The following is a 24,857-nucleotide window of genomic DNA, read 5'->3' on the forward strand; positions in this document are numbered from 1 at the left end:
TATGGTCTGGTCGAAATTCACAAACGACCAGACCATGTTACCAAACATTCCATATACACAATACAAGCGGGTAGTAATCGTAGGCGCGGGCTTTGGCGGGCTTGCATTGGCAAGAGAAATCGCCAAGCGCGAAGACCTCCAGGTTGTGCTGATCGACCGCAATAATTATCACCAGTTTCAGCCGCTCTTTTACCAGGTGGCTATGGCGGGCCTTGAACCCAGCTCCATTTCTTTTCCGCTCCGGAAAATCTTTCAATCCAAAAAAAACGTACATATCCGCATCACCGAGGTGCAGAGTGTAAACACCGACCGAAAGTCCATCATGACGGGGTTGGGTGAGATTACCTATGATTATCTGGTCATTGCAACGGGTGCTATCACCAATTATTTTGGAATGAAAGAAATCGAGGAGCGCGCGATTCCTATGAAAACAGTTTCGGAGGCTTTGGCATTAAGAAACAGGATCTTACAAAACTTTGAAGACGCATTGTCAGTGGATTCTGACGAGCAGCGCGCGGGGCTCATGAGCGTAGTTGTAGTAGGAGGAGGGCCCACCGGCGTGGAATTGTCGGGAACGCTGGCTGAAATGAAGCATTTTATTCTGCCAAAAGATTATCCTGAAATGGATTTTAAGTCCATGGAAATCCACTTGCTCGAAGGTTCCAAAGAACTGCTTGGCGCAATGTCAGATGAATCGTCTCAAAGGTCACGCGAGTATCTTGAAAAAATGGGTGTTCACATTCATACTGAGCAGGTTGTAACTGGCTTTGATGGAAAATATGTGACTACCAAACAAGGAATGCGCATCCGGGCCGATAACCTCGTTTGGGCGGCAGGGATCAAGGCAAATCCGTTGAATGGCTTAAATCCGGAGGTAATCGTGCGCGGTGGCCGCATTAAAGTCGATCAATACAACCGCGTTGAAGGTTATGACAATGTGTTTGCATTAGGTGATGTGGCTGCTATGCAGGAGGGTGAATGGGAAAACGGGCATCCGCAGTTGGCACAGCCGGCGATTCAGCAGGGTAAGGCGCTTGCCAAAAATGTGTGGCGTGTGATGGACGGGAAAAAAGCGGTTCCTTTCAAATATAAAGATCTGGGCTCGATGGCCACAGTCGGGCGTAACAGGGCGGTTGTAGATCTGCCTTTTATCAAATTCCAGGGGTTCCTTGCCTGGCTAACCTGGATGTTCGTGCATTTGATTTCCATTGTCGGTGTTAAAAACCGTTTGCTGATATTAATCAACTGGGTTTGGAATTATGCAACTTATGACCAATCATTGCGTCTTATCCTGAAACCCAAGACCATTGAGCAGATATCAAACAAAAATGAGAAGAACGAAGAAGCAGTTAAACAGGAAGCACAGCATAGCCACTCATAATTTCATATGGCCTTTCCCATGAGGGATTGGATCATTCATTAGGTTTTCGTTATATTCGTGTGCTATTTATGCCAGCTTTACGTTATATATTAATGTAACAAAATTTGAAAAATGAAACTGCTATTCAATATAATCCTCATATTCTTACTACTGATTGCGTTTGTCCCGTTTTTCAGAAGGTTTGTTTTCCACTTGCTTGTAGGCCGCCAGCTTATTAAAGAACAGGAAAGGCAATACAAGGCCCAGCAGCAGCGCCAGCGTGCGAATGCGGGTGTGAAAGTGGATAACACGCCCCCCGACGCAAATCCATCATCCCGTTTCCGCGGTGGCGAATATGTAGACTATGAAGAAGTGAAGTAATTTTTTTTTAATATACAAAATCAAAAGCCGGCACATTTGTACCGGCTTTTGATTTTGTATGCCATGATCTATACTAGCGGCTCAGATACAGATTCCGCTCGCTGTAAATTTTCTGGAAGAAATCATCCTGCAGATCATCAATGAAATAGATCGCTTCACCAGTCGATTTCATTTCCGGGCCGAGTTCTTTATTCACATTCGGGAATTTGTTGAAAGAGAAAACCGGGATTTTTATCGCCCAGCCTTTTTTCACCGGATTGAATGTAAAGTCCTTCAATTTTTTCGTGCCCAGCATCAGCTTCGTTGCATAATTCACGTAAGGCTCTTTGTAGGCCTTGCAAATGAACGGAACTGTACGGGATGCTCTTGGATTTGCTTCGATTACATAAACAACGCCGTTTTTCACCGCAAACTGCACGTTGATCAATCCGATCACATTCATCGCCAGCGCAATTTTGCGCGTATGCTCTTCAATCTGACGGATCTCATCTTCTGTTAGGTCAAATGGCGGAAGTGCAGCGTGTGAGTCGCCGGAGTGGATACCAGCAGGTTCAATGTGCTCCATAACCCCGATAATGTAGGCATCTTCGCCGTCACAGATCGCATCTGCTTCTGCTTCCAATGCGCCTTCCAGGAAGTGGTCAAGCAGGATATTGTTGTCCGGAATGTCGTGCAGGATCTTCACCACATGCTGCTCCAGTTCTTTCTCATTGATCACAATCTTCATGCTTTGTCCACCCAAAACGTAGCTTGGACGAACCAGCAGCGGGAAACCGAGCGTGCGCGACAATTCTACCGCAGCATCAGAAGTTCTTACGGTTCCAAATTTTGGAAAAGGAATCCCTAGCTCTTCCAGAAGCGGTGAAAAACGTCCGCGATCTTCGGCCCAGTCGAGTGACTGATAACTGGTTCCGATGATCTTAATGCCATATTTTTCAAGCTTTTCTGCCATTTTAAGGGCAGTTTGTCCGCCCAGCTGAACAATCACACCTTCCGGTTTTTCATGTTCGATAATGTCGAAAACGTGTTCCCAGAATACGGGCTCGAAATAAAGTTTATCAGCGATGTCCGGATCTGTCGAAACCGTTTCCGGGTTACAGTTGATCATAATGGTCTCGTAACCTTCCTCTTTCGCAGCAAGAACTCCGTGCACACAGGAATAATCGAACTCAATTCCCTGTCCGATCCGGTTCGGGCCTGAACCTAAAACAACCACTTTCTTGCGGTCGCTTACCACCGATTCGTTGTCCGGATATTCCTGAGATGTATTGAAAGTAGAGTAGTAGTAGGGCGTTTTGGCTTCGAATTCAGCCGCACAAGTATCAACGCACTTGTATACACGCTTGATTCCGAGCTCTTTCCGACGATCGTAAACCTTGCTTTCCTTGGTTCCGATCAAATGAGCGATCTGGCGGTCAGCGTAGCCTTTTTGTTTGGCCGTAAGCAAAAGCTCCTTTGGAAGGTCATTGAGGTCAAATTTTTCTATCTCATGTTCCAGTTCGATCAATTCTTCGATCTGACGCAGGAACCAGGAATCGATCTTAGTAAGGTTCTGAATCGTTTTGAATGACAAACCGATCTTGAAAGCATCATAAATATGGAAAAGACGGTCCCAGCTCGGGTGCGCCAGGCTGTGCTTGATCGCTTCCTGATCACGCAGTTCGCGACCATCTGCTCCCAAACCATTTCTTCTGATTTCTAGTGACTGACAAGCTTTCTGCAATGCTTCCTGGAAATTACGGCCGATTCCCATGGCCTCTCCAACGGACTTCATTTGTAGTCCCAGTGAGCGGTCAGCGCCAACGAATTTATCAAAATTCCAACGCGGCACTTTCACGATCACGTAGTCGATCGATGGTTCGAAGAATGCAGATGTGCTTCCCGTGATCGGGTTGATCAGTTCATCCAAGTTATAACCGATCGCCATTTTAGCAGCGATTTTAGCGATAGGGTAGCCGGTCGCTTTTGATGCCAGTGCAGACGAGCGCGAAACACGCGGGTTAATTTCAATGGCAATAATCTGGTCATCTGCAGGATTTACAGAAAACTGAACATTACATCCGCCTGCAAACTTACCAATCCCGTCCATCATCTTGATAGCCAGGTCACGCATTTGCTGGTACAATGTATCCGGAAGCGTCATAGCCGGCGCAACGGTAATGCTGTCGCCTGTGTGCACGCCCATCGGGTCAAAGTTCTCGATGGAGCAGATGATGATGAAATTTCCTTTGCTGTCGCGCAAAAGCTCCAACTCGTATTCTTTCCAGCCCATTGCGCTTTGTTCTACCAAAACTTCATGAACCGGCGATGCGTGCAAGCCGTTGTTTAATGCTTTGTCAAACTCAGCTTCCGAGTTAACAAAACCGCCTCCTGTGCCTCCCAATGTATATGAAGGCCGGATAACCAGCGGGAAACCGATTTCCTGCGCAATTTCTTTTCCTTCCAAAAACGACCTTGCTGTGCGTCCTTTGCAGACATTCACATTAAGTTCAAGCATTTTCAGCCTGAATTTCTCTCTATCCTCCGTCGTTTCAATGGCCTTGATGTCAACCCCAATGATTTCAACATCATATTTTTTCCAAACACCTGCTTTATCACAGTCGATGGCCAGGTTCAATGCAGTTTGACCGCCCATAGTAGGGAGCACCGCATCGATAGGTTTACCCATCGCTTTGTGTTTTTCAAGAATTTCAACGATATACTTCTTTTCCAATGGAAGCAGATAGACATGATCTGCGCTAATCGGGTCAGTCATGATCGTGGCAGGGTTAGAGTTGATTAATACAACTTCTATCCCTTCTTCGCGAAGTGAACGGGCGGCCTGAGAGCCGGCGTAGTCAAACTCGCATGCCTGACCGATGATAATTGGACCTGAACCGATAATTAGAACGGAATTGATATTCGTATTTTTGGGCACAGTAATTGGTAATTTGTAGAAATGAGGAAAACTTTTTTAGCAACTTTTGGCAACATTTCCTGTTAATCTCAGCAGGGGTACGTCCAAAAATTCCACAAAGTTAATTCACATATCCGAAAAAGAAGGGAAGGTTAGCGGAAATTACTGTTATTTTTTACCGCAAGATATTTAACAAACTAATTATCAGTTAAATGCAATTATTGGAGTGGCGCAATTGAAGGCGCAGAGATGTCAAAATCCCTCAATCTCAGCGGAACATTGCCATTAGCGCCTAAACGGAACACAGAAGTATTTCCCGGAATATTCGGATAGTAACCGATCCGGAACTGGACGGTATTAAATGTCAGGTTTTCATTTCTTAGCCGCAAACCAAGCCCGTAACCCTGATAAAGCGGACTTTTCCAGATCGACTCAGCGCCATTGACCAAGCCGATATCTGCGAAAACAAAGTAGGCGATACGAAAGCCCAGTAAACTTTTATCTGAAAAGAACACGGTTTCCGTACCCAGCGTCAGCCGCGTCGTCCCTATTAGTTGTTCACTGTTAATGCCCCTGATGCCCTGATCTCCGCTAATGTTTAGATAATCAAGCGGATCGCGGTTCACACCGCGGGTGTAACGGCCGGTTAAGAATTGCCGGAAGAAGCTGTATCTGAACGGGATAAGGTTACTGATGTAGTTGAGCTGCGCGCTGATGACGCCTTGCTGCGCTTTGGCCTCCTTAATGTAGGAACCGATGTTGATCAATCCATACATATAACCGAGGTTGTGCGGCAGATATTTCCCGCGTGCATATTGCAGGCCCGCATACCCTCTGGCGCCAAATTCGGTGTCCTCCCGGCCCGCGGTGAGCGCAAACAGGTTACCTACCGGAACGTCCTCCGTCCGTCCGAAACCATAGATCAGGACGTCTCGCTTGTAATTACGGTTGGAATAACCCAAGCTGAGCAATGTTGCACTTTTGTTCCAATATACTTTATTGATGTAGGGTGAAACCTCCGGACGCTCTGTATAATGATATTTGTTGTGCCTGGCAGCAATTACGATCCTGGAATTCTCGGCCAACCGGCTCGCTGGAAACGGAAACTTGAATGAACGACCCAGCCAGATATCATAATAATTGAATCTGGTGGGAAATATGATAGGCTCTTCGGTATCGCTTGGATTTCTTTTTATCTGCCTGACCATCATTTGACCGGCTTCCACCGCGCCCGCGTATTTTGTTTCGTTGGTCAAAAACCTACGAAAAAACCGGATCGATCTTTCTTCAAGGTCCCTTTCATAAATGAAGCTCGCTTGCCCGGTTATGAAGGTTTTACTAATGTAGGGAACCGTATAAATCGTGCGGAACTGAAATTTTTTGCCCAGGTCATCATTTCCGTCCCATCGGACCCGCGTGAGCTGTGAATGCGTCGTTCCCCGTACATTGATATCCTCGACGCCAACATTGAATTTATTAAAAGAGCTGAAACCGCCCCTGAAATTGAGCGACCAGGAATCCTGAATCAGCACGACCACGTCTGCCATCCAGGTTACGTCCTTCCTGGGCACAACAATGATACGCGCATCGGTAATTGTTTTGTTAGTCCGCAGCAGACGCTCATTATCTTTCAGGATCTGTGCTTTAATGTCGTCCCCCTCGGAAAACAGCAGAAAAGAACGCCTTATGATGCCTTCCCGCGTATTCGTGTGCAGATTTTTACTGAGAAATTTTTCGAGCCTTTTCCCTTCTCGCAAGGTGTCATAAACCGATTCACCGAGGATGTCGAGCTGCCGGATGTAGATTTTCCGGATCACCATCCCTTCGTAAGGCGTAAACGGGTTAGTTTCAATTTCCTTCACCTCCGTCACCTGCCCCTGGTTATACACATCCCTGAACAAAAGCCTGTAAACCGCACGCGAAAACTTGGTTTTCGACATCCGTACTTTCAGGTTGGTATATCGAAGGCTGTCTCTGCTGTACACTTCCAGGCTATCGGGGTTTTTTTGCGCCGACGCATAGGTGGATAACAGCAAAAAAAACAGGACATATCTAAACATGTGTACTTTCAATTCCAAATCAACAGACTAAACGATAAGGTACGAATGATAGATATATATGGCGTTGTAAACCGGTTTCAAAATTGATATGAAAAAAGAGGCCGCTACTTCCCGGCATCCAATATGGCTTTGATCGTCTTGTCGGTGGCGCTGGGTGCCGAGGCGTTCCTGGATGCAAACTTACCATTGGGCCGGATTAGTGAAAAAGTGCCAGGGTCCAGTGGGTTGAGGCGGAAAAGCAGGTCCATCATCTGGTTAGCATCCATGAATAAATGTGTGCCTTTGAGCTTGTGCCGCACAATGTATTGTCTCAGCAATGCATCGGCAGGAACGACTTCATCACCTGATAAATGCAGGAAAAGGAAAACGACATCTTCCGGCACATTCGCCTGTAATGCAGGAATATAGTCGAGTTCTTCACGGCTTTTAGCGTCGTCCAGGTTCCATTTTACGAGATACACCGTTTTGCCTTTGTATTGATCAAGAACGCGATTAAACCAGCTTGTTCCACGGTCATTGGAAGCTGCCAGAAAATAGCCCGGTAATGCTTCGGTCGGGTCGGTTTTTACATTCTTATATTCTACAATTTTGCGGATATCAGCGCTATCTTTTACTTCCAGGCGTACGATCTCATCCAGCGATTCACGGAATACAGGCAGGCTGCTCCTTGACTGAATGTGCCTGTTCAGTTGTAGTTGTTGTGGGTAGGTGAATTTAAAAAGGTTTTTAGCCAGATAACGGATTTTGAGAAATTCAGTCGCTGTGCTGTCAAACAGATCCGCATAAATACGGCTCTCGCGCTCGTAGTTGAAAAGGATGTTCAGCACCGTTTCATTTTTTGCAAAGAGTTTATTCAAAAAATCCAGGTCAGTTTTCTCTGCCAGGCCATTTGCATTAATGTCATTCAGGCGCTGCCTTTCCGTGGGAGTCAGGTTCGCCGCATTGTCTTTTATCAATGTAGCCATAAGGCGAACGGGCAGTGAATTTGTTTTGCTTGGATTTGTGTATTTCCGTTCCTCCACTTTCAGGTCGGCATAGTTACCGAAGCGATTAGCCCAGATCACGCGCTGCGCAGTCAGCGGCGGCTCCGAAAGGCGTTTGAGGCTGTCGAGCAGCACCTTACTCACATCGGTTTGGTTGCTCAATGCATGTTCGTACAAGATCTGCAACTGTTCCTCGTCCGTGATCGATTTAGCCCATTGGGATAATGTAGGAGAAGGCACCGTATTGGCTGCGGCTTGTTTCACGGCGGAAAGTCGCAGGGCAGCGCGTTGCTGTGCGATCTCGCGGGCGCCGGAAGCACTGTTTTGCCAGAAATTTTTAAAAAAATTGGCGCCTAAGTAACTGTTCGCTGCCAAAAGCTTGTTTTCAGCAGCCAGATACTGAGCATACTGATTGTTTGCGTCTGCATTTACGCCTGCAAAATAAAATAGCTTTGAAGCCTTAGCAATCGAATCGCCGTCAAACGTGATCTCCACAGTGCCCGGTGAGCCCAGAAATGTTGTAAAAGCTTTTCCACCGTAATCCAGATAAAATTCTTCTTGCGGAAACAGGATAGGGAGCGACACTCTGAAACTTCCGTCCGCTTCGAGTGGCGTCTGCATGCTAAGCTCGGACTGTGGTTGTAAAATGTTGTTTCTTGAAAACGTGATGACAGGAGCTTGGCGGTATAGTCTGCCATTCAGGTTTAATATGCGCCCCTTAACGATCAGGGAGTCAGTGGAAGCAGAAGAGAATGTAAAAAAGCCTGAAAAAATAATCGCCAGACCGATGAAGCGCATGCCCATACATTAGGAATTTATCAATTTAAAACATTAAGCCCTGTCCTCATTCTCAGGCAGCTGCTCAGAAACGCCATCTTCATAACGCACATAAATGCCATGGTAACGATCCTGGACCTTATAATCTTTTCTCAAAGGGTGACCATTCCAATCCTCAGGCAACAGGATCCTGCGCAGATCAGGGTGTCCTTCAAAATGAATGCCCATCAAATCATATGCTTCTCTTTCGTGCCAATCAGCTGTACGCCAGATGCTTGCTACGGAAGAGACAACGGGCAGGGGAGTGCCCTCCGCACTTCTTGCAAAAACTGTTTTCAGCATCAGATCATGCCCGTATGGAATGGATGTGAGGTTGTAGATCAGCTCCATCGTGCCAGCAGCCAAGCCATTGTCTATCGCGGTAACACAAGCCAGAAAATCAAAATACAAGCGGCTGTCCCGATATAAAAAATCACAGATCTTGTAGATATCCGTCACGGGAACAATCAAAACAGGCTGAGGCCCTTTTGTGTCCGTTTCGAAATTCTTATCCGAAAAAGTAGTAATTACCAGCTCCGAAATTTCCTGAAAAGTCATTGTAATCAATTAATTAGACAGTTGCGGTTTCAGTTGCTTCCATTTCCAGAAAGAGCTCCGGAGCGAGCGGGTGTTCGCCTCTGATTTTTTCCTGCAACTTCATAAAACCACCGATCAGGGCCTCGGGTCTCGGCGGACAGCCGGGAACGTATACATCCACCGGTATTATTCTATCAACACCTTTTACAACGTGATAACCATGTTCCCAATACGGCCCGCCACAATTTGAACAGCTGCCCATCGAAATAACGTAGCGCGGTTCGGGCATTTGTTCATACAATCTCCTGATCCGGTCTGCCATTTTAAATGTCACAGTTCCCGCCACGATCATCACATCCGACTGGCGCGGGGAAGGGCGGGGAAGTATACCAAAACGTTCCAGATCATAGTTTGAAGCATATGCAGCCATCATTTCAATCGCACAGCAAGCAATCCCGAACCCCATCGGCCAGAGAGAAGACAGTCTCGCCCAATTCATCAGATCCTCAGCATTTGTAAGAATAATGCCTCCGTCTCCCGTTTTTATTTTATCACTCATCCTATTGTGCTCCTAAAAATCCAGTGGTACAGATATTGCTTGTTAAGCTACATCAATGTATACAAAAGTAACCATATTTAGCAAAAATCTGTTTCAAGCTTTCATCTGGAAGCCATTCAACAACACAACTCTATGAAAAACAAATTACTTTTCAGCGCCATTCTGGCTATGTCTTTTTTCACTAATGTACAGGCACAAACCGACAGCACCGTGCGGATGTTCAAGAGCGGCATGGCCATTTATGCCGAATTCGGATTGCTTCCCAATAACAAAACCATGCGCGAACAGCTTGACAGATTGCAGATTAAGCCTTTCACTTCCTTCATGGGCTCAATCGTCCTCGCCAAGCGGACCGAATCCCAGCGCTGGTTTACAGAAGGCCGGATTATTATCATGAACAGCACCAATTATACAACGGATAAGGACCAAAGAAAAGCATATCTCAACGGCATCGGTATCGGAACAGACGGAGGCCCGAAATTGGTGAACAACCGTCGCTGGAATGTGCTGGTCCCCATCGGTTTTGACCTGATGTTGTACCAACTGAAAATCAAAAGCAACCAGACTGCAACTATTGGCCAGGTAACGCAAAATCCGCAATCGTATCAACCTGTAAGGCTCCGGACAGGGAATATCAACTTCCACGCGGGTATTGGGGCTGATTATAAAATGAATGTGCTACCCAAATGGCACGATCAGGTTTATCTGAGCGGAAAAGCATCGTATCATTTACCCTTGCTGGGACGTAGAAAATGGAAAGGAGAGGACGTAACGATCAGCGACTTGTCGTCCCTGAAACTTAACCAGGTTTACTTGCAACTGGGTCTGGTGTTTTTTCCAAAAAAGGATGCGAAAATGTGGAATGGAATGGGAAAACATCACTGACATCCCATATCTTTTTTGCGTAGGTCATCCAGCTGCCTTTCCAGAATTTTAATATAGCTGTCTTTTTCCTCAATGGCCCGGATCAGGGCAGATTGTCTTCCCTTGGGATTCTCCGTAACGTCGGCATCCCAAGGGCTTTTTTGAGCTTTTACATCTGAAATCAGCTCATCGACAGACACTTCTAAAATCTCAGAAAACTTTTTGAGCTGGTCGATCGACGGGCGGGTTTTACCTCTTTCAATGTCCGAGTAATTGGGTTGTGACATCCCGCTGAGAAACGCCATATAAGCTTGTGTAAGCCGTTTTTCCTCACGTTTAGTGAGCAGGTTATTCGCAAATATGTTCATAATAGTGTGTTGAAAGTATTTAAGCACGCAAGCTATTCGGTGCGCAAAATCAATATTTTTTCCATTTCAACCAAGCCCAAAATTCAATTATAAGCACCGGTTATATTTTATAAGCATTAGCTATTGACTTATAAGCACAGCTTGTTGGATTGAAGTATCATTACAAAGCAATTTTGCAAACCATCCAATGTCTTGCGAAATAGTGCGGCGGGAGGACGGGATTTAACACATGCTTTTATATGGTAAAGACACACTATCAAGCAGCTGGGACTGCGCTATTGCTATTGATCATCGCGCTTGTATTTGTAAAATGCCATCGCGATGAACCGATCAAAAAATCGGAATCGTTAAAAGAGGCCAGGTCTGATTCTTTGCAAGTCTCCCTAATTGAAGCGTCCGAAGTTGCCTCTGCCGCAAACGCCGCTGTAACCGGCGCGACTGCGGATTCCTCCGCCAGAATAGGAGGTGAAAGAAATGAAATTGTGGATCAGGTAACCATCAGGGATTCTACAGACGGCACCCCGCTTCTCTATATTTTCAAGAAAGCAAGAGGATTCACAGTTGTATCGGCAGATTTGCGGGTAATGCCCATTCTGGCTTTTTCAGACAAGTCTGAAATCGACCCGCACAACATTCCAAACGGCATCCAGCTCTGGTTAGAAAGTGCTACAACGAAAATCAAAAGAGCCAAAGCCGACAAATCACCACCACATTCTATTGTCCTCAAAGAATGGGAGAAATTCCTCGGCAGAAAGCTAAGAGTTACTGACACCAATTGTATTGAATGGTATCAATACGGGCAGTATCAGTGTAAGAATAAGATGACGATTAAAGGGCCGCTTATTACTACAATTTGGGGGCAGCAATTCTTATCTACTACAAAATTAAGCACGGCTGGAAATTGTGATGGTTGTGGCAGGAGGTTGGCTGGTTGCGGACCCGTCGCAATGGCACAACTAGAAGAATATTACCATCCTGATCTTAGCCGACCGCGTGTGTCAAAGGACAAGTGCATTGCTGGTAATGCCGGAGAACATAGTTTGGGCACACTTATGAAATCTATGGGTGACAAGTCCAAGGCAAGCTACAATTATTTGGGGAGTTGCAATACATTTACCTGGCCCGCGGATGTAAAGAGTGGATTAAAAAGCTTTGGTTTTTCAAGTGGCGGATCAGGAAGTGAAGCTTATAACTATTCCATAATTAAGAGCGAGCTCGGTGGCGGACATCCTTTAATTTTCTGGGGTTCAACATGTCTAAGTTGCTTTGAGAAATACCATATATGGGTGTGTGAAGGATATCAGGAAAACCACTATAGTGAATTTGATTGCGCTACAAAACAATGCAAAGAATGGTCGTTTACCTACCTAAGAATGAATTGGGGATGGAATGGAGATCGGAATGAATACTACGCTTTCGGGAAATATAGTCCCAACGGCAATGACTACAATGCTAATATGCATGTTATATCCGGTATCAGACCCTAAAAATATGGAAATGAAAACTGCGACCAAGCTATGTTTTACACTCATCTGTTTATCCCTGCTCGCCGGTCGTTGTCAACGTGACGACGGCTTGACCGCAGGTGGTCCTATAACCATGTTTCTGCTTGGAACCTGGAAGCTTGACAAGATAGTAACTCCTACAAAAACGCTGGTAGGAAGTCAAATGGGCTTTACAGAAAAGTTGTTAATAGTGTACAATGATGGTCATTTTGAAAGTACATTTCGAAATGACACCCTGACTGGGACAGAAGTTTGGCGTATCAATCCTGCACCAATCGCAAAAACAAAGGATATGACCGTTTCCATCACATATCGATATGGGCTTAAACGCCTTTATAAAATTATAAAGCAAACGGGCCAGCCAACCTTGCTGGAAGCATCAGCCTATTTACCAGAGTTGGGCGGGGACGCTGATACTGTTAAATTCTTTTATAAAGAAGTGTGGTAGTATTATAACAATGCTGGTTGCGAAGCTTTCATAATGTCAGCATAGCAAACTTTAAAGATTGAATATGAAAAAGTTAGTTATACCCGTCATGATATTAGCTAATTAAATCCTGCTCGCTGGTCGTTGTCAACGTGACGATCGGCTGGACCGCAGGTGGTCCGCTAATCATGTTTCTGCTTAGAACTTGGAAGCTCAATGAGATAGTAACTTCAACAAGACCACTTAACCTTAATATACTTGTATGCGAACTTTCATACTGATGTTGTGTATCAATCTGATGATTGGGTGCCATCCTAAAAATTTAGGGCCTCGAGGGGATGTTATCGGTAATGGCGGCGATGGCATTACGGGATACTGGAAAATGACAAAATATGAAGTTAAAGGAAGAGATATGCCTTTGGATAATGTCTCGCAAATGTCATTTCTAAAAACGCTGATTGGTTTTATGCAAAACGATAGTCTTAAAACTCCTTTTTACAAGCAAGGGACAGGCTATCGGATATTCTCATTTTACGACGTAAATATGGATAGCACGTCCCGCTATTTGGGCATTTTATACGATTACAGATACAATAAGAAGACGAAGCAGAGTGCATTCTATTACAGAATGGATGAAACGAACGGATTCTTGGCAGTCATTGATCAGGATGTTACTGCGGGACTGACAACCAAGATTAAGTTGAGTAATTTAATGAAAAGCACCGTATACAAACCCGAACTGGATACATTGGGATATACCTACGAGCCGACAGCTAAATTTGAATGAAGTTGAGCGTTATGTTGGCATTGTGTCATTGATTTTGAGAACCTGTTCTTATCAACACTAACTTTCCTCATGAAACATCTGACAAAATTTGGAGTCATTTTGTGATAGTGGTGGGCTAAAAAGGTTCTATAAAATAATGAAGCAAGGTGGAAAGCAGGACAAGCTTGACGCCTCTGATTTTATGCCTGAAATACGAGGTGCTGCTAATACGGTCAGGGTTTTCTATACCAATGCAATGCTTCTTTAATGATATAGATTTGGTAGGCTCTTGAAATTCTGTCTGAGAGGGAAGGCGTATTAATTTAAGATCACTAAGCCTACTTTTTGCTATACCTCTCATTAACATTAGCATACAAATCCGCAGGAACAGGCGAGTCAATCACAGGAACTTGTGGTTTTGGCCTTACCCAGTCGAGGTAACCTTTGCCCCAGGCGTAGGCGAGGCCTAGGATGAGGATTCCGATGAAGACGGTCATTTCGGCGAGGGCGAACCAGCCCCATTGTCCGTTCGTTTGGGTGATGAGGTCTTCATTTCCGAAAACTATCGCCCAGGGAAACAGGAAAAGCAGCTCAACTTCAAATAAGACAAAGATTAATGCGATCACATAAAAACGCACATTGAACTGAATGTTGGCATTTCCCAATGGATCTTCGCCTGACTCATAGGTGGTCAGCTTTTCCTCATTTGGCCGGTGCGGTCGCAGGAATTTGGCAATGGTGAGCATTAAGCCCAGCAAGGCGATTGCTGCAATGATGAAGAGTAGGATGTAGCCAAAATCAGTGATCATAGTCAGGGACTCGTTTTTACAAAGCTACTGAATTTAGGCTTTTGACGTTAATTCAGGCTTTAAAACGTTTGAAGTGGCAAAGAAGAGGCTTGCAGCTTAAAGACTTAGCCAGATTGTTCTTACGCTCAGCCCGATTACCAACGCTCCGATAATCAGCATCAAAGGTTTGCGCTTTATTTTTCCAACGAGCATTGCACCAAAGGGAGCAGCAATAACCCCTCCGATAATAAGACCCGAAACAACTTGCCAGCTGCTAACTCCCGTGAAAATGAGAAATGTAACACCGCTGGCAAATGCAATTACAAATTCAGCGGCATTCACAGAACCAATGGTGTAGCGTGGATCGCGGCCCTGGCCAAGCAATGTTGAAGTAACGATCGGTCCCCAGCCCCCGCCGCCGATGGAATCCAGGAAACCGCCTGCTGCTGCCAGGATGCCTATTTTCTTGGTTTTGTTTTTAATCAGATTCTTTTGCAATGCTTTCCTGATGATGATCAGGCCCAAAATAAGCATGTAAGCCGCAATGTAAGGTTTAACTAAATCACCATCAATCACGTCTGAGAGCAGATAAGCACCTGTAACCGCGCCCAGCACGCCGGGGATCAGCAGACTTTTGAAGAGTTTCTTATTGATATTTTTGTAACGAAAGTGCGAGATCGCGGAAGCGCCGGTCGTAAACATTTCTGCCACGTGCACGCTAGTGCTGCTGATGGCCGGCGGCACGCCCAGGCTTAGCAAAAACGATGTGGAGGTAACCCCATAGGCCATGCCCAAAGCGCCATCCACAAGCTGTGCGGCCAGACCTACCAATAGATACAATGCAAAATCGCTTCCAATAAACGCACTAACATTTTCTTCGCTGATTGAAAATGAGCCGTTGAAAATAAATAGCGCAGATAATATGACCACGATGCCCGCGGGAACAAAGTACCAGTTGGATATTGTGGGCAGTTTAAGGGAGAGCACTTTTGTAAGCATTACTGTTGGATTTTGGAATCGCCGTGAACAGGAAGTTACAAAAGTAGTAAAACTATTTAATCTACGTAATTAATAGATTATTAAAATTCGATCCTTTTTTTTGTTTACCAGATAATTTTTAAAAGTGAAACGCCTTGGGCGGGTAAATCGAAATTAAGATTAATTCGCTCGTTCTCAACATTAACCCATTGTGGCGAAGTCAATGTTTGTAACTGACCGGCGTGTTCCAATGTTGCGATCTGCTCCGCCGTCGGCTTTTGCGGTGATCCCATTTTTTTCCATACTTCATACGCATTGCTATGTTCCTGATCAATGCGATAATGCTGCACCTGAACGCGTTTTGCCTTCACACCACTGAGCTGCACACTTACCGGAGAGGCTTCGACGATCTTGTTGTCGTCATGATAATTCCAGACCATAACAGCAGCTTCATGGTCATTTTTGGTTGCGAAAGCATTGATATCCCGCTCGCCTCGAACGCTTTCCTTTCTTAGTTTTTCAAAATTATAAGCCAAATTTTGCTTCACCTCCACACGGTTTCCGTCCATCATCCCAAACATTCTGAACACATTCAAAACGGGTTTATCGACACCATTCGTCGCCAGATCGCGGAAACCGCGGAACCAGGGCTGGTCCTCAAATTCAAAGGCCCACGTCACCGCACCCAGCAGATTCACGCCATGCGCATCAGCCAGTTCATGCTTTCTGGCAAATGAGGCAGCCGTGTAACTGGAATACATGGTGCCGTTCCGGTAAGCATTTTGGGGATGCAGATCTTCCGAGCAAGCCGCACAGCCTTCGGGATCGGATTCGCCGATGATGATCGGCAGATTTTTCAGGCTGGGGTAGGAGGCCACGATCTCGAAACCTTTGTTAATGTCGCGCAGCTGCGTGCCCATATCCATGCGCACAATGCCGTCCACGACTTTGGGATTGCCTTTTGCGTGAAAGGTGATGACGTCGAGCGGCGAGCCTGTTTTGCCTGTTACATAATTTTTGCCGCTCACGACATGATCCAGAAAAGTCCTGAAAAACTTGGCAGATACATCCCAGTTTGGGCCCGTAACTTCCGGTCCGCCTATTTTCGCAGTTGGTAATGCACGCTTCACGGCGTCGGCGGAATAATCGTAAAGTTTAATGTATTCCTCCGTCGTACCTTTCCAGTAACTGATGTTAGGCTCGTTCCAAAGCTCCCAATACCAGGATTCAACTTCGGCCTGGCCATATCGCTTCACCGAATGTTTCACCCATTGGAACACCAGCTCCGCAAATTTTTCATAATTGTTGGGCGGATAAGCCCAGCCTGTGTAAATGTCGTTGTAATCATCGCCCGGCTTCCAATGATGGCGGTAAGGTTGTGGTTTGGACGATAATGCTTCGGGCATGAAGCCAATCTGCGCGATCGGTTTCATGCCTCTTTCTATATAAGTATCAAAGATTTTGTCAACAATGGTCCAGTCATAAACCGGATTTCCCTTTTTGTCCTCCGTATAAACATTCGTCGAGCCCCACTTCAACGCCGCCACGCCATCACCCGTTACAAACATACTATGCGCCCGAACATAAACCGGCACCTTGCTCAACTGCGAAATCTCCGTTAGCAATTTCTTCCCATCCTTCATATAAGTATAATTCGGCTCATCATACCCAAACCAAGCCCAAATCGGCTTCGCCAGGCCTTTTTCGACAGCGAGGTTGATTTCGATAGCGACGGCTTTTTGTTTGGTTTTTCGGCCTCAACAAAAGAAGAGCCAAGAAGTAACAGAGATAAAAAGAGTAATTTTATGGTCGACATGGGCTGCGAATTATTGCAATAAGCAAAAGTTGGTGATTCGCATTGGTAAGGATAGCCGACAGAAAAACTACTAATCCTGCCTAACAACTTACCAATTCCCAGCCCAAAAACTTGCCCCGTCAAACCCGCTCTGCGCCAGCAGCTTTGCAGCCTGCGCGCTTCTTTTTCCGGTTTGGCAGTAGAAAACAATGGTTTTGTTTGGTGGTAATGTGGCGAGAATGTCTGGGATTTCGGATAAGGGAATGTTAATGCCGCCGAAGTTATCGGCTTCGAATTCGTTGTATTCGCGGACGTCGACAAGGTGGATCTGGCCGGGATAGGAGGCTTCAATGCGTTCGAATTCTGCAAAGGTTAGCTCTTTAAGGTCGGATTTTAGGTCTGCTTTTGCTGTGTCTGCCTTTGCTGAGTGTGTTTGGGTTGATTTGGAGGCGGATGCTGTGATGTTACTGGATCTTGTGAAAGTAAAAATGTTGGTGGTGTTGATTAATGTATTGATGATAAGTAGTTTACCGGATAGCGGTTCTCCAATTTCACAAATGATTTTAATGGCTTCGTTGGCCATGTAACTTCCGATCATTCCGGGTAAAATGCCGATAACGCCAGCTTCGGCGCAGTTGTCGCCTTCTTCGGCGTCGGGGAAAAGGCAGCGGTATGTGGGGCCGCCTTTGTAATTGAAGACAGACACTTGTCCCTCGAAACGCAGGATGGAACCGAAAACGAAGGGTTTATCTAATGCCACGCAGGTATCGTTGACCAGATAGCGGGTCGGAAAATTGTCGGAGCCGTCGATGATGAGGTCGTAATTGGCAATGAGGTGGGCAGCGTTATCTTCCTGTAAGCGAACGGCAAAAGGCGTGAGCTGCACAAAGGGATTCAATGCTTTGAGCTTTTGGACGGCGGTAGTGACTTTGCTTTTGCCGACATCTGCGGCAGAATACAAAATCTGGCGATGCAAGTTGCTCAAATCCACCACGTCATCATCCACGATGCCAATGTTACCAACACCAGCCGCCACCAGATATTGCAGCACCGGGCAACCCAAACCACCCGCGCCAACAACAAGCACTCTGGCCTGTTTCAGCTTTTCCTGCCCAGCCAGGCCGATTTCCGGCATAATGATCTGCCTACTATAACGCTTCCTTTCTTCCTTTTCAAACATTGTATTTAAATTTCTATGGCACAAAAACCGTGTCCCAATCCTTCCAAACCGGCTCATAACCCTTTTCCCGGATCATTGCTGCAATCTGCGCGGGCGAGCGCTCGTCTGAAATTTCAAACTGTTCAAGCGACTCAGGTTCAACGGCATATCCGCCCGGGTTGGTTTTGGACCCCGCACTGATTGACGTAACGCCCAGCTGAATGCAATGATCACGAAACTGCTCAGATTCGCGCGTCGAAAGTGAAATTTCAACTTCCTCATTCATGATCCGGTACGCACAAATCAGCTGTACAAGCTCCCGGTCTGTCATTTCTACCTTTGGTTCGAGCCCGCCGGAAAATGGGCGCAGCCGGGGAAATGATAAACTATAACGCGTTTGCCAATAGGTTCGTTCGAGATATTGGAGGTGGGCGGCCGTAAAAAAACTGTCTGTCCGCCAATCTTCCAGGCCGATTAAGACGCCCAAACCCATTTTATGAATGCCTGCCTTTCCAAGCCGGTCGGGCGTTTCGAGCCGGTAATTGAAATTTGATTTCTTGCCTTTTGGATGATGCTTTTTGTAATCTTCCTTGTGATAAGTTTCCTGGTAAATCAGCACCGAATATAGCCCTAATGCGATCAATTCCTCATATTCAGCGGTTTCCAGCGGCTGGACTTCCATGGATATTTGTGAAAAATAAGGCCGTATCAACTCAATCACTTCCTTGAAATAGGCCGTGTGCACGGTTTGGTTTGCTTCACCGGTTACGAGCAAAACATGGTCATAGCCCAGGGATTTGATCACATTTACTTCGCGCAGGATCTCTTCCTTAGAAAGCGTTTTTCGCCGCACTTTGTTGTCCAGACTAAACCCGCAATAGGTGCAAATATTGGTGCATTCATTTGATAAATACAGCGGAATGTACATTTGCAGGGTTTTACCAAACCGCTTTTGGGTCAGTTTGCGGCTGAGCTGGGCCATGGGTTCAAGGAAATGGGATGCTGCAGGGGAGATGAGTGCTTTGAAATCCTCCAATGTTCGTTTTTGGGCCAAAAGTGCATGTCGGACATCCTGTGCCGTTTTGGAGTAAATGCTGACCTTAACCTCCTCCCAGTCATAGGCCTCAAATTTGTCCTTAAAGCTCATCCAAAAATGCGGTTAACGGGCTGCTAGCCACGGCGAAATTTTCCTGATTTCCCATTCGCGCCTCAAATGCCATACGCCCTGCGATCACCCCCATCTTAAATGCCTCCGCCATCGCCACGGGATCGCCAGCAACCGCAATCGCTGTGTTGACCAAAACTGCATCCGCACCAATTTCCATCGCTTTCGCAGCATCAGAAGGTGAGCCAATCCCAGCGTCTACAATGACGGGAACATTGCTCTGCTCAATAATAATTTCCAGGAAATCAATGGTTTTCAAACCCTTATTACTGCCAATGGGAGAACCCAAAGGCATTACGGCGGCCACGCCAGCTTCCTCCAATCTTTTGCACAAAACCGGATCTGCATGAATGTAGGGCAGGATTACGAACCCGAGCTTTGCCAGTTCCTCGGCTGCTTTTAGCGTTTCAATCGGATCGGGGAGGAGATATTTTGGGTCGGGATGGATTTCCAGTTTGAGCCAATTGGTTTCCAATGCTTCCCGGGCAAGCTGTGCCGCAAAAACAGCCTCTTTTGCCGTTCGGACGCCGGAAGTGTTGGGCAGCAAATGAATGTGCGGATGTTTCAAATGCAAAAGCATATCATCTTGCGCATCATTCACATTTATCCGCCGCAGCGCAACGGTCACCAGTTCCGAGCCCGAAGCCAGCAAAGCTCCTTCCATCAATGCGGCAGAACTGAACTTCCCAGTCCCGGTAAAAAGCCGCGATTCAAATGTTTTATCTGCAATTTTCAACATAATATTTCTTCAAGTTTTGGACTGTTTCTCTTGGTTCTTTTGATTGAATCAATGCAGAAGACATGGCGACACCGTGTATTCCGGTGCTTAGCAATGTTGGAATGTCATCGGGCAGGATGCCACCGATGGCAATGATTGGGATTTCCTTTTTCTCCTGCGCGAGCCTTTGCATCAGGTCGCGATAACCTTCCAGGCCCAGGGTTGGGCTGAGATTTTGTTTGGTTTTGGTAAATCGGAATGGGCCTAACCCAATGTAATTCGCTCCTTCTTCAATCCGTAAAAGAATGTCTTCGAATGTGTTGGCTGTGCCGCCGATGATCATGTTGTCACCTACGATGTTCCTGGCTTCGGGAATGGGCATATCGTTCAATCCAAGGTGCAGACCGTGAGCAGAAACTGCTTTGGCAATGTTTGGAAAGTCGTTGATAATCAGCTTGGCGCCATAGTTTTCACAAAGTGGTTTTGCCGACTTGGCTATTTGAAGAACTTCACTTTCGTCTTGATCCTTAACCCGCAATTGGATCCATTTGCACCCAGCTTCTAATGCTAGATTAATGCTATCTAAATGGCTTATTTCTAATGTTTGATTAGAGATGAAATGAAGCTTTGTGATCTTTTTAAAATCTGAAATCAAATTCAAATCTGAATATGATCTATTTTGCCGGGGGCTTAAGCCCCCGGCAATTTTTGAAGAAGAATCTGAAATAAGATTCTGATCTGATTTCAAATCAATATCCAAATCTGAATCTGATCCATTTTGCCGGGGGCTTAAGCCCCCGGCAATCTTTGAAGAAGAATCTGAAATAAAATTCTGATCTGATTTCAAATCAACATTTAAATCTGAATCTAATCCATTTTGCCGGGGGCTTAAGCCCCCGGCAATTTTTGAAAAAGATTTAAAAAAAGAATCTGAATGCCAGATTGCTCCTAACATGGCGGCGCCATCGAAGTTCATCTGCTTTATCTTATTTAAGTTGGAATGATCAATTCCTCCAATAGCGATCACTTTGATTGTTTTTTGTTCTTCTTTCAAATAAAAATCATCATTAATAACGCGCTGATAGCCTTCTTTAGAAATGCTGTCAAAAACCGGCCCGAATAATGTGTAATCAAAACCCTTGGAAAGCTGGGTAAGCGCATCAATATCATGGATCGAAGTGCTTAGCGTGAAGCCAGCATTGCTTAACTTTTCCAACATAAAATCCGGCGTCCCTTGCCTTAGCTTTTCGGGAAAATGCAGTCTTTTGATGCCAAATTCTGCCGCAAGTTCATGATGTGAATGCAAGGCAATGTTGGTATGAAAAGCAGGGTCAATTTCTCCGATTAGTTGACTCAGGTCAGCGACATTGCAATGTGGTTTCCTGATGTGCAGGCGCTGCAAGCCATCCCGAAAAAGCGCGTTAATCCGTTCGGCTTCATTCGGGATGAAATCTGGATGAGATATCGCGATCAGTTCCATATTATAAAAGAGCTGATTATAGATAGATCTGACTGCCCAGACTCGCGAATTCCCGCGATTTTTCCTCCATACCTTCCGCAATCGCCTCGTCGTTCAGGCCATTTTCGTCCGCATAGTCGCGTACGTCCTGCGTGATTTTCATGGAGCAGAAATTGGGTCCGCACATAGAGCAAAAATGGGCGATTTTGGCGCCTTCGGCTGGTAATGTTTCGTCGTGGAAGGATTTGGCCGTTTCGGGATCGAGGGAAAGATTGAACTGATCTTCCCAGCGGAATTCGAAGCGGGCTTTGCTCAATGCATTATCACGATATTGCGCGCCCGGATGCCCTTTGGCAAGATCCGCGGCGTGCGCAGCGATTTTGTAAGTGATCACGCCGTCCTTCACATCTTTTTTATTCGGCAGTCCTAAATGTTCTTTCGGTGTCACATAACACAGCATCGCCGTCCCGAACCAGCCGATCATGGCAGCGCCAATAGCCGACGTAATGTGGTCATAACCAGGTGCAATGTCTGTTGTTAAGGGCCCTAATGTATAAAACGGCGCTTCCTGGCAATGTTCCAGCTGCTTTTCCATATTTTCTTTGATCAAATGCATCGGCACATGGCCCGGACCTTCAATAATGGTTTGCACGTCGTGCTTCCAGGCAATTTTTGTCAGCTCGCCCAAGGTTTCCAGCTCGGAAAATTGTGCGGCATCATTGGCATCTGCAATGCAGCCCGGACGCAAACCATCACCCAGCGAAAACGCGACATCATAAGCTTTCATAATCTCGCAGATCTCCTCAAAATGCGTGTAAAGGAAATTTTCCTTGTGATGAGCCAGACACCATTTGGCCATGATCGAGCCGCCGCGGGAAACAATTCCCGTGATCCTTTTGGCCGTAAGCGGAATGTAACGCAGCAAAACGCCGGCATGAATCGTGAAGTAATCCACTCCCTGTTCGGCCTGCTCAATGAGCGTGTCTCGGAACAATTCCCAAGTCAAGTCTTCGGCCTTACCATTTACTTTTTCCAAAGCCTGATAAATCGGAACGGTGCCAATGGGAACGGGTGAGTTGCGGATGATCCACTCGCGGGTTTCGTGAATGTTCTTGCCGGTTGAAAGATCCATGATCGTATCAGCACCCCAGCGGCAAGCCCAAACGGCTTTTTCGACTTCTTCCTCAATGGTGGATGACACCGCGGAGTTGCCAATGTTGGCATTGATTTTAACCAAAAAATTACGACCAATGATCATCGGCTCGCTTTCCGGATGGTTGATGTTCACCGGAATCACTGCGCGGCCGGCTGCTACTTCGGAGCGCACAAATTCGGGTGTGATGAAGTTAACCGGCGTATTTGCCCCAAAACTATGGCCGCGATGCTGGTGCGAAAGCGAACCCGCTTTGCCGTTTAATTCCAACAGATTTTCCTGGATACGCTGATTTTCCCGTATCGCAATGTATTCCATTTCCGCAGTAATAATGCCCTTTTTTGCATAATGCAATTGAGATACATTCGCACCCGGTTTGGCCCGAAACGGCTTGGTAATGTGCGCAAAGCGCAGTGCATCCAATGAAGGATCCGAAAGTCGCTGCTGTCCGTATTGCGAGCTGATGCCTTCCAGCTGCTCTACATCCTGCCGTGCTTTAATCCACTCTGCACGCAACGCAGGCAATCCTTTTTTTACATCGATTTCAACATTGGGATCTGTAAAAGGGCCACTCGTGTCGTAGACCGTGACAGGCGCATTTTTCTCCACCTGGCCTAGCTTTCCATGCAAACGCGTGTCGGTTAGTGCAATTTCCCGCATCGCAACGGACACATTGTGCAGGCTGCCTTTTACGTAAATTTTCCGTGAATTCGGGAACGGGTCGGTGGTTACACTGCCGCTTTGTGGCGTTTTTTCGGTTTTCATAAAATGTTGGATTAAGGATAAAACAAATGGGAAGAATGGAGGCTAGCCGCCTTGCGTGGCTGTGATCAGCATGACACGATCGTGCGGTTGCAACGGATGCGCAGCCCACGCCGTTTTAGGGATAACCGACTGGTTTACAGCGACAGCGATCCCTTTGGCAGGATCTGGGAAAAGAGCAGAAAGTAATTGCTGGACCGAGAGCGGTTCAGAAAATTCACGCGATTGACCGTTGATGATAATTTCCATTCTGAATAATGTTTTTGAGAAAAACTTCAGGAATGGACCTTTTGGAAGAAAGATACATTGAGATACAATAGCAGTATCTCTTACTTTTCCCTTCGGCAGTACTAACTGCATCAGGTTCAAAGGGTATTATCTCAGTCCGCATTTCGGGACACCCCTAAAGTTTGGACAAAGCTATCGCAAAAAATGTATTTTCAAAAATTAACCAGAGAAAACACGGCGAAACGAAGCAATAGAAGCACTTTTATTTTAAGAATTATCGGGTAACTTTAAGGTCATATTTACCAATTATATCGAACCTACGTTACTTGATGGATCTTATTATCAGAAGCGCTGCTCCAAAGGATTTGCCATCCCTGTTAGAAATTATTAATCACGCCATTCTCAACACCACCGCCATTTACGATTACGAACCCCGCACGCTGGACGAGCAAAGGGAATGGTTTGAGAAAATGTTCAATGACGGCATGCCCGTGATTGTCGCGGAAAGGGAAGGAAAAGTGATTGGTTACGGCTCTTACAATATTTTCCGGCCGAAAATAGGCTACAAATTCAGCGTAGAGCATTCGATTTACCTTGATGAAAAATCAAGAGGTTTAGGCGTGGGAGGCAAACTCCTCGGCAGCCTCATCCAACGCGCCCGCGAATCCGGCCTGCACAGCATGATCGCTGGTATAGATGCCGCCAACCGCGGCAGCATTGAATTTCACAAGAAATATGGGTTTGTGGAGAAGGGTTATTTGAAGGAGGTGGGATATAAGTTCGATCAGTGGCTGGATTTGGTTTTTATGCAGTTGTTGTTGGAAGAAGATTGAGGAATAAATCGCGGAGCGATGTAATATCGGTAGCCGTCGCGCGGTAGGAAAAAAGGATAGATAAAATAGACGCAAATCCCGGAGGGATGTAATATTGGTGGCCGCCGTGCGGTAGGAATCCAAAAAGATACAAAAAATAGAAATCCCGGAGGGATATAATATTGGTAGCCATCGGGAAACATGTCCGATATAAAAAATCCCGGAGGGATGTAACAGCATGAACGTTGTTACATCCCTCCGGGATTTTTATTTTTCGATCTACATTTTTTGCTACCGCACGGCGGCCGCCGATATTAC

General features: G+C 46.0%; 22 protein-coding genes and 1 riboswitch. Of the genes, 7 read left to right on the forward strand and 15 right to left on the reverse strand.

Features of this window, described 5'->3' with window-relative positions; genetic code table 11:
- Positions 1 to 34: 34 nt before the first annotated feature.
- Positions 35 to 1,381, forward strand: coding sequence for an NAD(P)/FAD-dependent oxidoreductase (locus tag L0660_RS14900; RefSeq protein WP_233797765.1), 1,347 nt, complete (start codon positions 35 to 37; stop codon positions 1,379 to 1,381).
- A 111-nt stretch (positions 1,382 to 1,492) separates the two neighbouring features.
- Positions 1,493 to 1,741 (forward strand): DUF4834 family protein, encoded by a 249-nt coding sequence (locus tag L0660_RS14905; protein ID WP_235160171.1) that lies wholly within the window; start codon positions 1,493 to 1,495, stop codon positions 1,739 to 1,741.
- A gap of 73 nt (positions 1,742 to 1,814) precedes the next feature.
- On the opposite strand, the gene carB is transcribed toward L0660_RS14905, so the two are convergent.
- The 5 genes from carB to nuoB all read right to left on the reverse strand — a co-directional run bounded on the left by carB (position 1,815) and on the right by nuoB (position 9,592).
- Positions 1,815 to 4,658: a carbamoyl-phosphate synthase large subunit gene (gene carB / locus L0660_RS14910; protein WP_235160172.1), complete on the reverse strand. Its 2,844-nt coding sequence runs from the start codon at positions 4,656 to 4,658 to the stop codon at positions 1,815 to 1,817.
- Positions 4,659 to 4,855: 197 nt separating this feature from the next.
- Positions 4,856 to 6,697, reverse strand: a complete 1,842-nt coding sequence (locus L0660_RS14915) for a hypothetical protein (protein ID WP_235160173.1) — start codon at positions 6,695 to 6,697, stop codon at positions 4,856 to 4,858.
- Positions 6,698 to 6,801: 104 nt separating this feature from the next.
- Positions 6,802 to 8,484 (reverse strand): hypothetical protein, encoded by a 1,683-nt coding sequence (locus L0660_RS14920; protein WP_235160174.1) that lies wholly within the window; start codon positions 8,482 to 8,484, stop codon positions 6,802 to 6,804.
- A gap of 27 nt (positions 8,485 to 8,511) precedes the next feature.
- A complete protein-coding gene (locus tag L0660_RS14925) occupies positions 8,512 to 9,054 on the reverse strand; it encodes an NADH-quinone oxidoreductase subunit C (RefSeq protein ID WP_235160175.1) in 543 nt (180 codons plus the stop codon).
- Positions 9,055 to 9,067: 13 nt separating this feature from the next.
- Entirely contained in the window at positions 9,068 to 9,592 is a 525-nt protein-coding gene (gene nuoB / locus L0660_RS14930; RefSeq protein ID WP_026629955.1) for an NADH-quinone oxidoreductase subunit NuoB, read from the reverse strand.
- Positions 9,593 to 9,724: 132 nt separating this feature from the next.
- Between nuoB and L0660_RS14935 the strand changes: the two genes are divergently transcribed.
- A complete protein-coding gene (locus L0660_RS14935; RefSeq protein WP_235160176.1) occupies positions 9,725 to 10,477 on the forward strand; it encodes a hypothetical protein in 753 nt (250 codons plus the stop codon).
- Here L0660_RS14935 and L0660_RS14940 read toward each other — a convergent pair.
- On the reverse strand, positions 10,471 to 10,824 hold the full coding sequence (locus tag L0660_RS14940) for a helix-turn-helix domain-containing protein (RefSeq protein WP_235160177.1): 354 nt from the start codon (positions 10,822 to 10,824) through the stop codon (positions 10,471 to 10,473). The two genes, L0660_RS14935 and L0660_RS14940, sit on opposite strands and share 7 nt — an antisense overlap.
- A 239-nt stretch (positions 10,825 to 11,063) precedes the next feature.
- Here L0660_RS14940 and L0660_RS14945 point away from each other — a divergent pair, with 239 nt between their 5' ends.
- The 3 genes from L0660_RS14945 to L0660_RS14955 all read left to right on the forward strand — a co-directional run bounded on the left by L0660_RS14945 (position 11,064) and on the right by L0660_RS14955 (position 13,543).
- On the forward strand, positions 11,064 to 12,311 hold the full coding sequence (locus L0660_RS14945; RefSeq protein WP_235160178.1) for a Spi family protease inhibitor: 1,248 nt from the start codon (positions 11,064 to 11,066) through the stop codon (positions 12,309 to 12,311).
- Positions 12,312 to 12,321: 10 nt separating this feature from the next.
- The gene (locus tag L0660_RS14950) at positions 12,322 to 12,777 is read left to right on the forward strand and encodes a hypothetical protein (protein WP_235160179.1); all 456 of its coding nucleotides are present in this window, start codon (positions 12,322 to 12,324) and stop codon (positions 12,775 to 12,777) included.
- Between the two features lie 241 nt (positions 12,778 to 13,018).
- Positions 13,019 to 13,543 (forward strand): hypothetical protein, encoded by a 525-nt coding sequence (locus tag L0660_RS14955; protein WP_235160180.1) that lies wholly within the window; start codon positions 13,019 to 13,021, stop codon positions 13,541 to 13,543.
- Between the two features lie 317 nt (positions 13,544 to 13,860).
- On the opposite strand, the gene L0660_RS14960 is transcribed toward L0660_RS14955, so the two are convergent.
- From L0660_RS14960 to thiS, 9 genes are all read right to left on the reverse strand, one after another.
- Entirely contained in the window at positions 13,861 to 14,331 is a 471-nt protein-coding gene (locus L0660_RS14960) for an NADH-quinone oxidoreductase subunit A (RefSeq protein ID WP_235160181.1), read from the reverse strand.
- 96 nt (positions 14,332 to 14,427) lie between these two features.
- Positions 14,428 to 15,309, reverse strand: a complete 882-nt coding sequence (locus L0660_RS14965) for a sulfite exporter TauE/SafE family protein (protein ID WP_235160182.1) — start codon at positions 15,307 to 15,309, stop codon at positions 14,428 to 14,430.
- A 104-nt stretch (positions 15,310 to 15,413) separates the two neighbouring features.
- The gene (locus L0660_RS14970) at positions 15,414 to 16,931 is read right to left on the reverse strand and encodes a GH39 family glycosyl hydrolase (protein ID WP_235160183.1); all 1,518 of its coding nucleotides are present in this window, start codon (positions 16,929 to 16,931) and stop codon (positions 15,414 to 15,416) included.
- 261 nt (positions 16,932 to 17,192) lie between these two features.
- Positions 17,193 to 18,263 (reverse strand): HesA/MoeB/ThiF family protein, encoded by a 1,071-nt coding sequence (gene moeB / locus L0660_RS14975; RefSeq protein WP_235160184.1) that lies wholly within the window; start codon positions 18,261 to 18,263, stop codon positions 17,193 to 17,195.
- 13 nt (positions 18,264 to 18,276) lie between these two features.
- Entirely contained in the window at positions 18,277 to 19,389 is a 1,113-nt protein-coding gene (gene thiH / locus L0660_RS14980) for a 2-iminoacetate synthase ThiH (RefSeq protein WP_235160185.1), read from the reverse strand.
- Entirely contained in the window at positions 19,379 to 20,146 is a 768-nt protein-coding gene (locus L0660_RS14985) for a thiazole synthase (protein ID WP_235160186.1), read from the reverse strand. The genes thiH and L0660_RS14985 overlap by 11 nt, the downstream gene beginning before the upstream one ends.
- Positions 20,127 to 21,605: a thiamine phosphate synthase gene (locus tag L0660_RS14990; RefSeq protein ID WP_235160187.1), complete on the reverse strand. Its 1,479-nt coding sequence runs from the start codon at positions 21,603 to 21,605 to the stop codon at positions 20,127 to 20,129. The genes L0660_RS14985 and L0660_RS14990 overlap by 20 nt, the downstream gene beginning before the upstream one ends.
- A gap of 16 nt (positions 21,606 to 21,621) precedes the next feature.
- Complete coding sequence (thiC, locus tag L0660_RS14995; RefSeq protein WP_235160188.1) at positions 21,622 to 23,502, reverse strand: phosphomethylpyrimidine synthase ThiC; 1,881 nt, start codon at positions 23,500 to 23,502, stop codon at positions 21,622 to 21,624.
- A gap of 42 nt (positions 23,503 to 23,544) precedes the next feature.
- Entirely contained in the window at positions 23,545 to 23,748 is a 204-nt protein-coding gene (thiS, locus tag L0660_RS15000) for a sulfur carrier protein ThiS (protein ID WP_026629967.1), read from the reverse strand.
- Between the two features lie 70 nt (positions 23,749 to 23,818).
- Positions 23,819 to 23,914: riboswitch (TPP riboswitch) on the reverse strand.
- A 142-nt stretch (positions 23,915 to 24,056) separates the two neighbouring features.
- Here thiS and L0660_RS15005 point away from each other — a divergent pair.
- Positions 24,057 to 24,560 (forward strand): GNAT family N-acetyltransferase, encoded by a 504-nt coding sequence (locus L0660_RS15005; protein WP_026629968.1) that lies wholly within the window; start codon positions 24,057 to 24,059, stop codon positions 24,558 to 24,560.
- Positions 24,561 to 24,857 lie beyond the last annotated feature (297 nt).

This window comes from Dyadobacter sp. CY351, from assembly GCF_021502625.1.
In the GTDB taxonomy this organism is placed as follows: Bacteria; Bacteroidota; Bacteroidia; order Cytophagales; family Spirosomataceae; genus Dyadobacter; species Dyadobacter chenhuakuii.

What these genes read in the sequence shown, in the direction of transcription:
- L0660_RS14900 (WP_233797765.1), top strand. Translation starts at nt 35, where the DNA reads ATGTTACCAAACATTCCATATACACAATACAAGCGGGTAGTAATCGTA.
- L0660_RS14905 (WP_235160171.1), top strand. Translation starts at nt 1,493, where the DNA reads ATGAAACTGCTATTCAATATAATCCTCATATTCTTACTACTGATTGCG.
- L0660_RS14915 (WP_235160173.1), bottom strand. Translation starts at nt 6,697, where the DNA reads ATGTTTAGATATGTCCTGTTTTTTTTGCTGTTATCCACCTATGCGTCG.
- L0660_RS14920 (WP_235160174.1), bottom strand. Translation starts at nt 8,484, where the DNA reads ATGGGCATGCGCTTCATCGGTCTGGCGATTATTTTTTCAGGCTTTTTT.
- L0660_RS14925 (WP_235160175.1), bottom strand. Translation starts at nt 9,054, where the DNA reads ATGACTTTTCAGGAAATTTCGGAGCTGGTAATTACTACTTTTTCGGAT.
- nuoB (WP_026629955.1), bottom strand. Translation starts at nt 9,592, where the DNA reads ATGAGTGATAAAATAAAAACGGGAGACGGAGGCATTATTCTTACAAAT.
- L0660_RS14935 (WP_235160176.1), top strand. Translation starts at nt 9,725, where the DNA reads ATGAAAAACAAATTACTTTTCAGCGCCATTCTGGCTATGTCTTTTTTC.
- L0660_RS14940 (WP_235160177.1), bottom strand. Translation starts at nt 10,824, where the DNA reads ATGAACATATTTGCGAATAACCTGCTCACTAAACGTGAGGAAAAACGG.
- L0660_RS14945 (WP_235160178.1), top strand. Translation starts at nt 11,064, where the DNA reads ATGGTAAAGACACACTATCAAGCAGCTGGGACTGCGCTATTGCTATTG.
- L0660_RS14950 (WP_235160179.1), top strand. Translation starts at nt 12,322, where the DNA reads ATGAAAACTGCGACCAAGCTATGTTTTACACTCATCTGTTTATCCCTG.
- L0660_RS14955 (WP_235160180.1), top strand. Translation starts at nt 13,019, where the DNA reads ATGCGAACTTTCATACTGATGTTGTGTATCAATCTGATGATTGGGTGC.
- L0660_RS14960 (WP_235160181.1), bottom strand. Translation starts at nt 14,331, where the DNA reads ATGATCACTGATTTTGGCTACATCCTACTCTTCATCATTGCAGCAATC.
- L0660_RS14965 (WP_235160182.1), bottom strand. Translation starts at nt 15,309, where the DNA reads ATGCTTACAAAAGTGCTCTCCCTTAAACTGCCCACAATATCCAACTGG.
- L0660_RS14970 (WP_235160183.1), bottom strand. Translation starts at nt 16,931, where the DNA reads ATGAAGGATGGGAAGAAATTGCTAACGGAGATTTCGCAGTTGAGCAAG.
- moeB (WP_235160184.1), bottom strand. Translation starts at nt 18,263, where the DNA reads ATGTTTGAAAAGGAAGAAAGGAAGCGTTATAGTAGGCAGATCATTATG.
- thiH (WP_235160185.1), bottom strand. Translation starts at nt 19,389, where the DNA reads ATGAGCTTTAAGGACAAATTTGAGGCCTATGACTGGGAGGAGGTTAAG.
- L0660_RS14985 (WP_235160186.1), bottom strand. Translation starts at nt 20,146, where the DNA reads ATGTTGAAAATTGCAGATAAAACATTTGAATCGCGGCTTTTTACCGGG.
- L0660_RS14990 (WP_235160187.1), bottom strand. Translation starts at nt 21,605, where the DNA reads ATGGAACTGATCGCGATATCTCATCCAGATTTCATCCCGAATGAAGCC.
- thiC (WP_235160188.1), bottom strand. Translation starts at nt 23,502, where the DNA reads ATGAAAACCGAAAAAACGCCACAAAGCGGCAGTGTAACCACCGACCCG.
- thiS (WP_026629967.1), bottom strand. Translation starts at nt 23,748, where the DNA reads ATGGAAATTATCATCAACGGTCAATCGCGTGAATTTTCTGAACCGCTC.
- L0660_RS15005 (WP_026629968.1), top strand. Translation starts at nt 24,057, where the DNA reads ATGGATCTTATTATCAGAAGCGCTGCTCCAAAGGATTTGCCATCCCTG.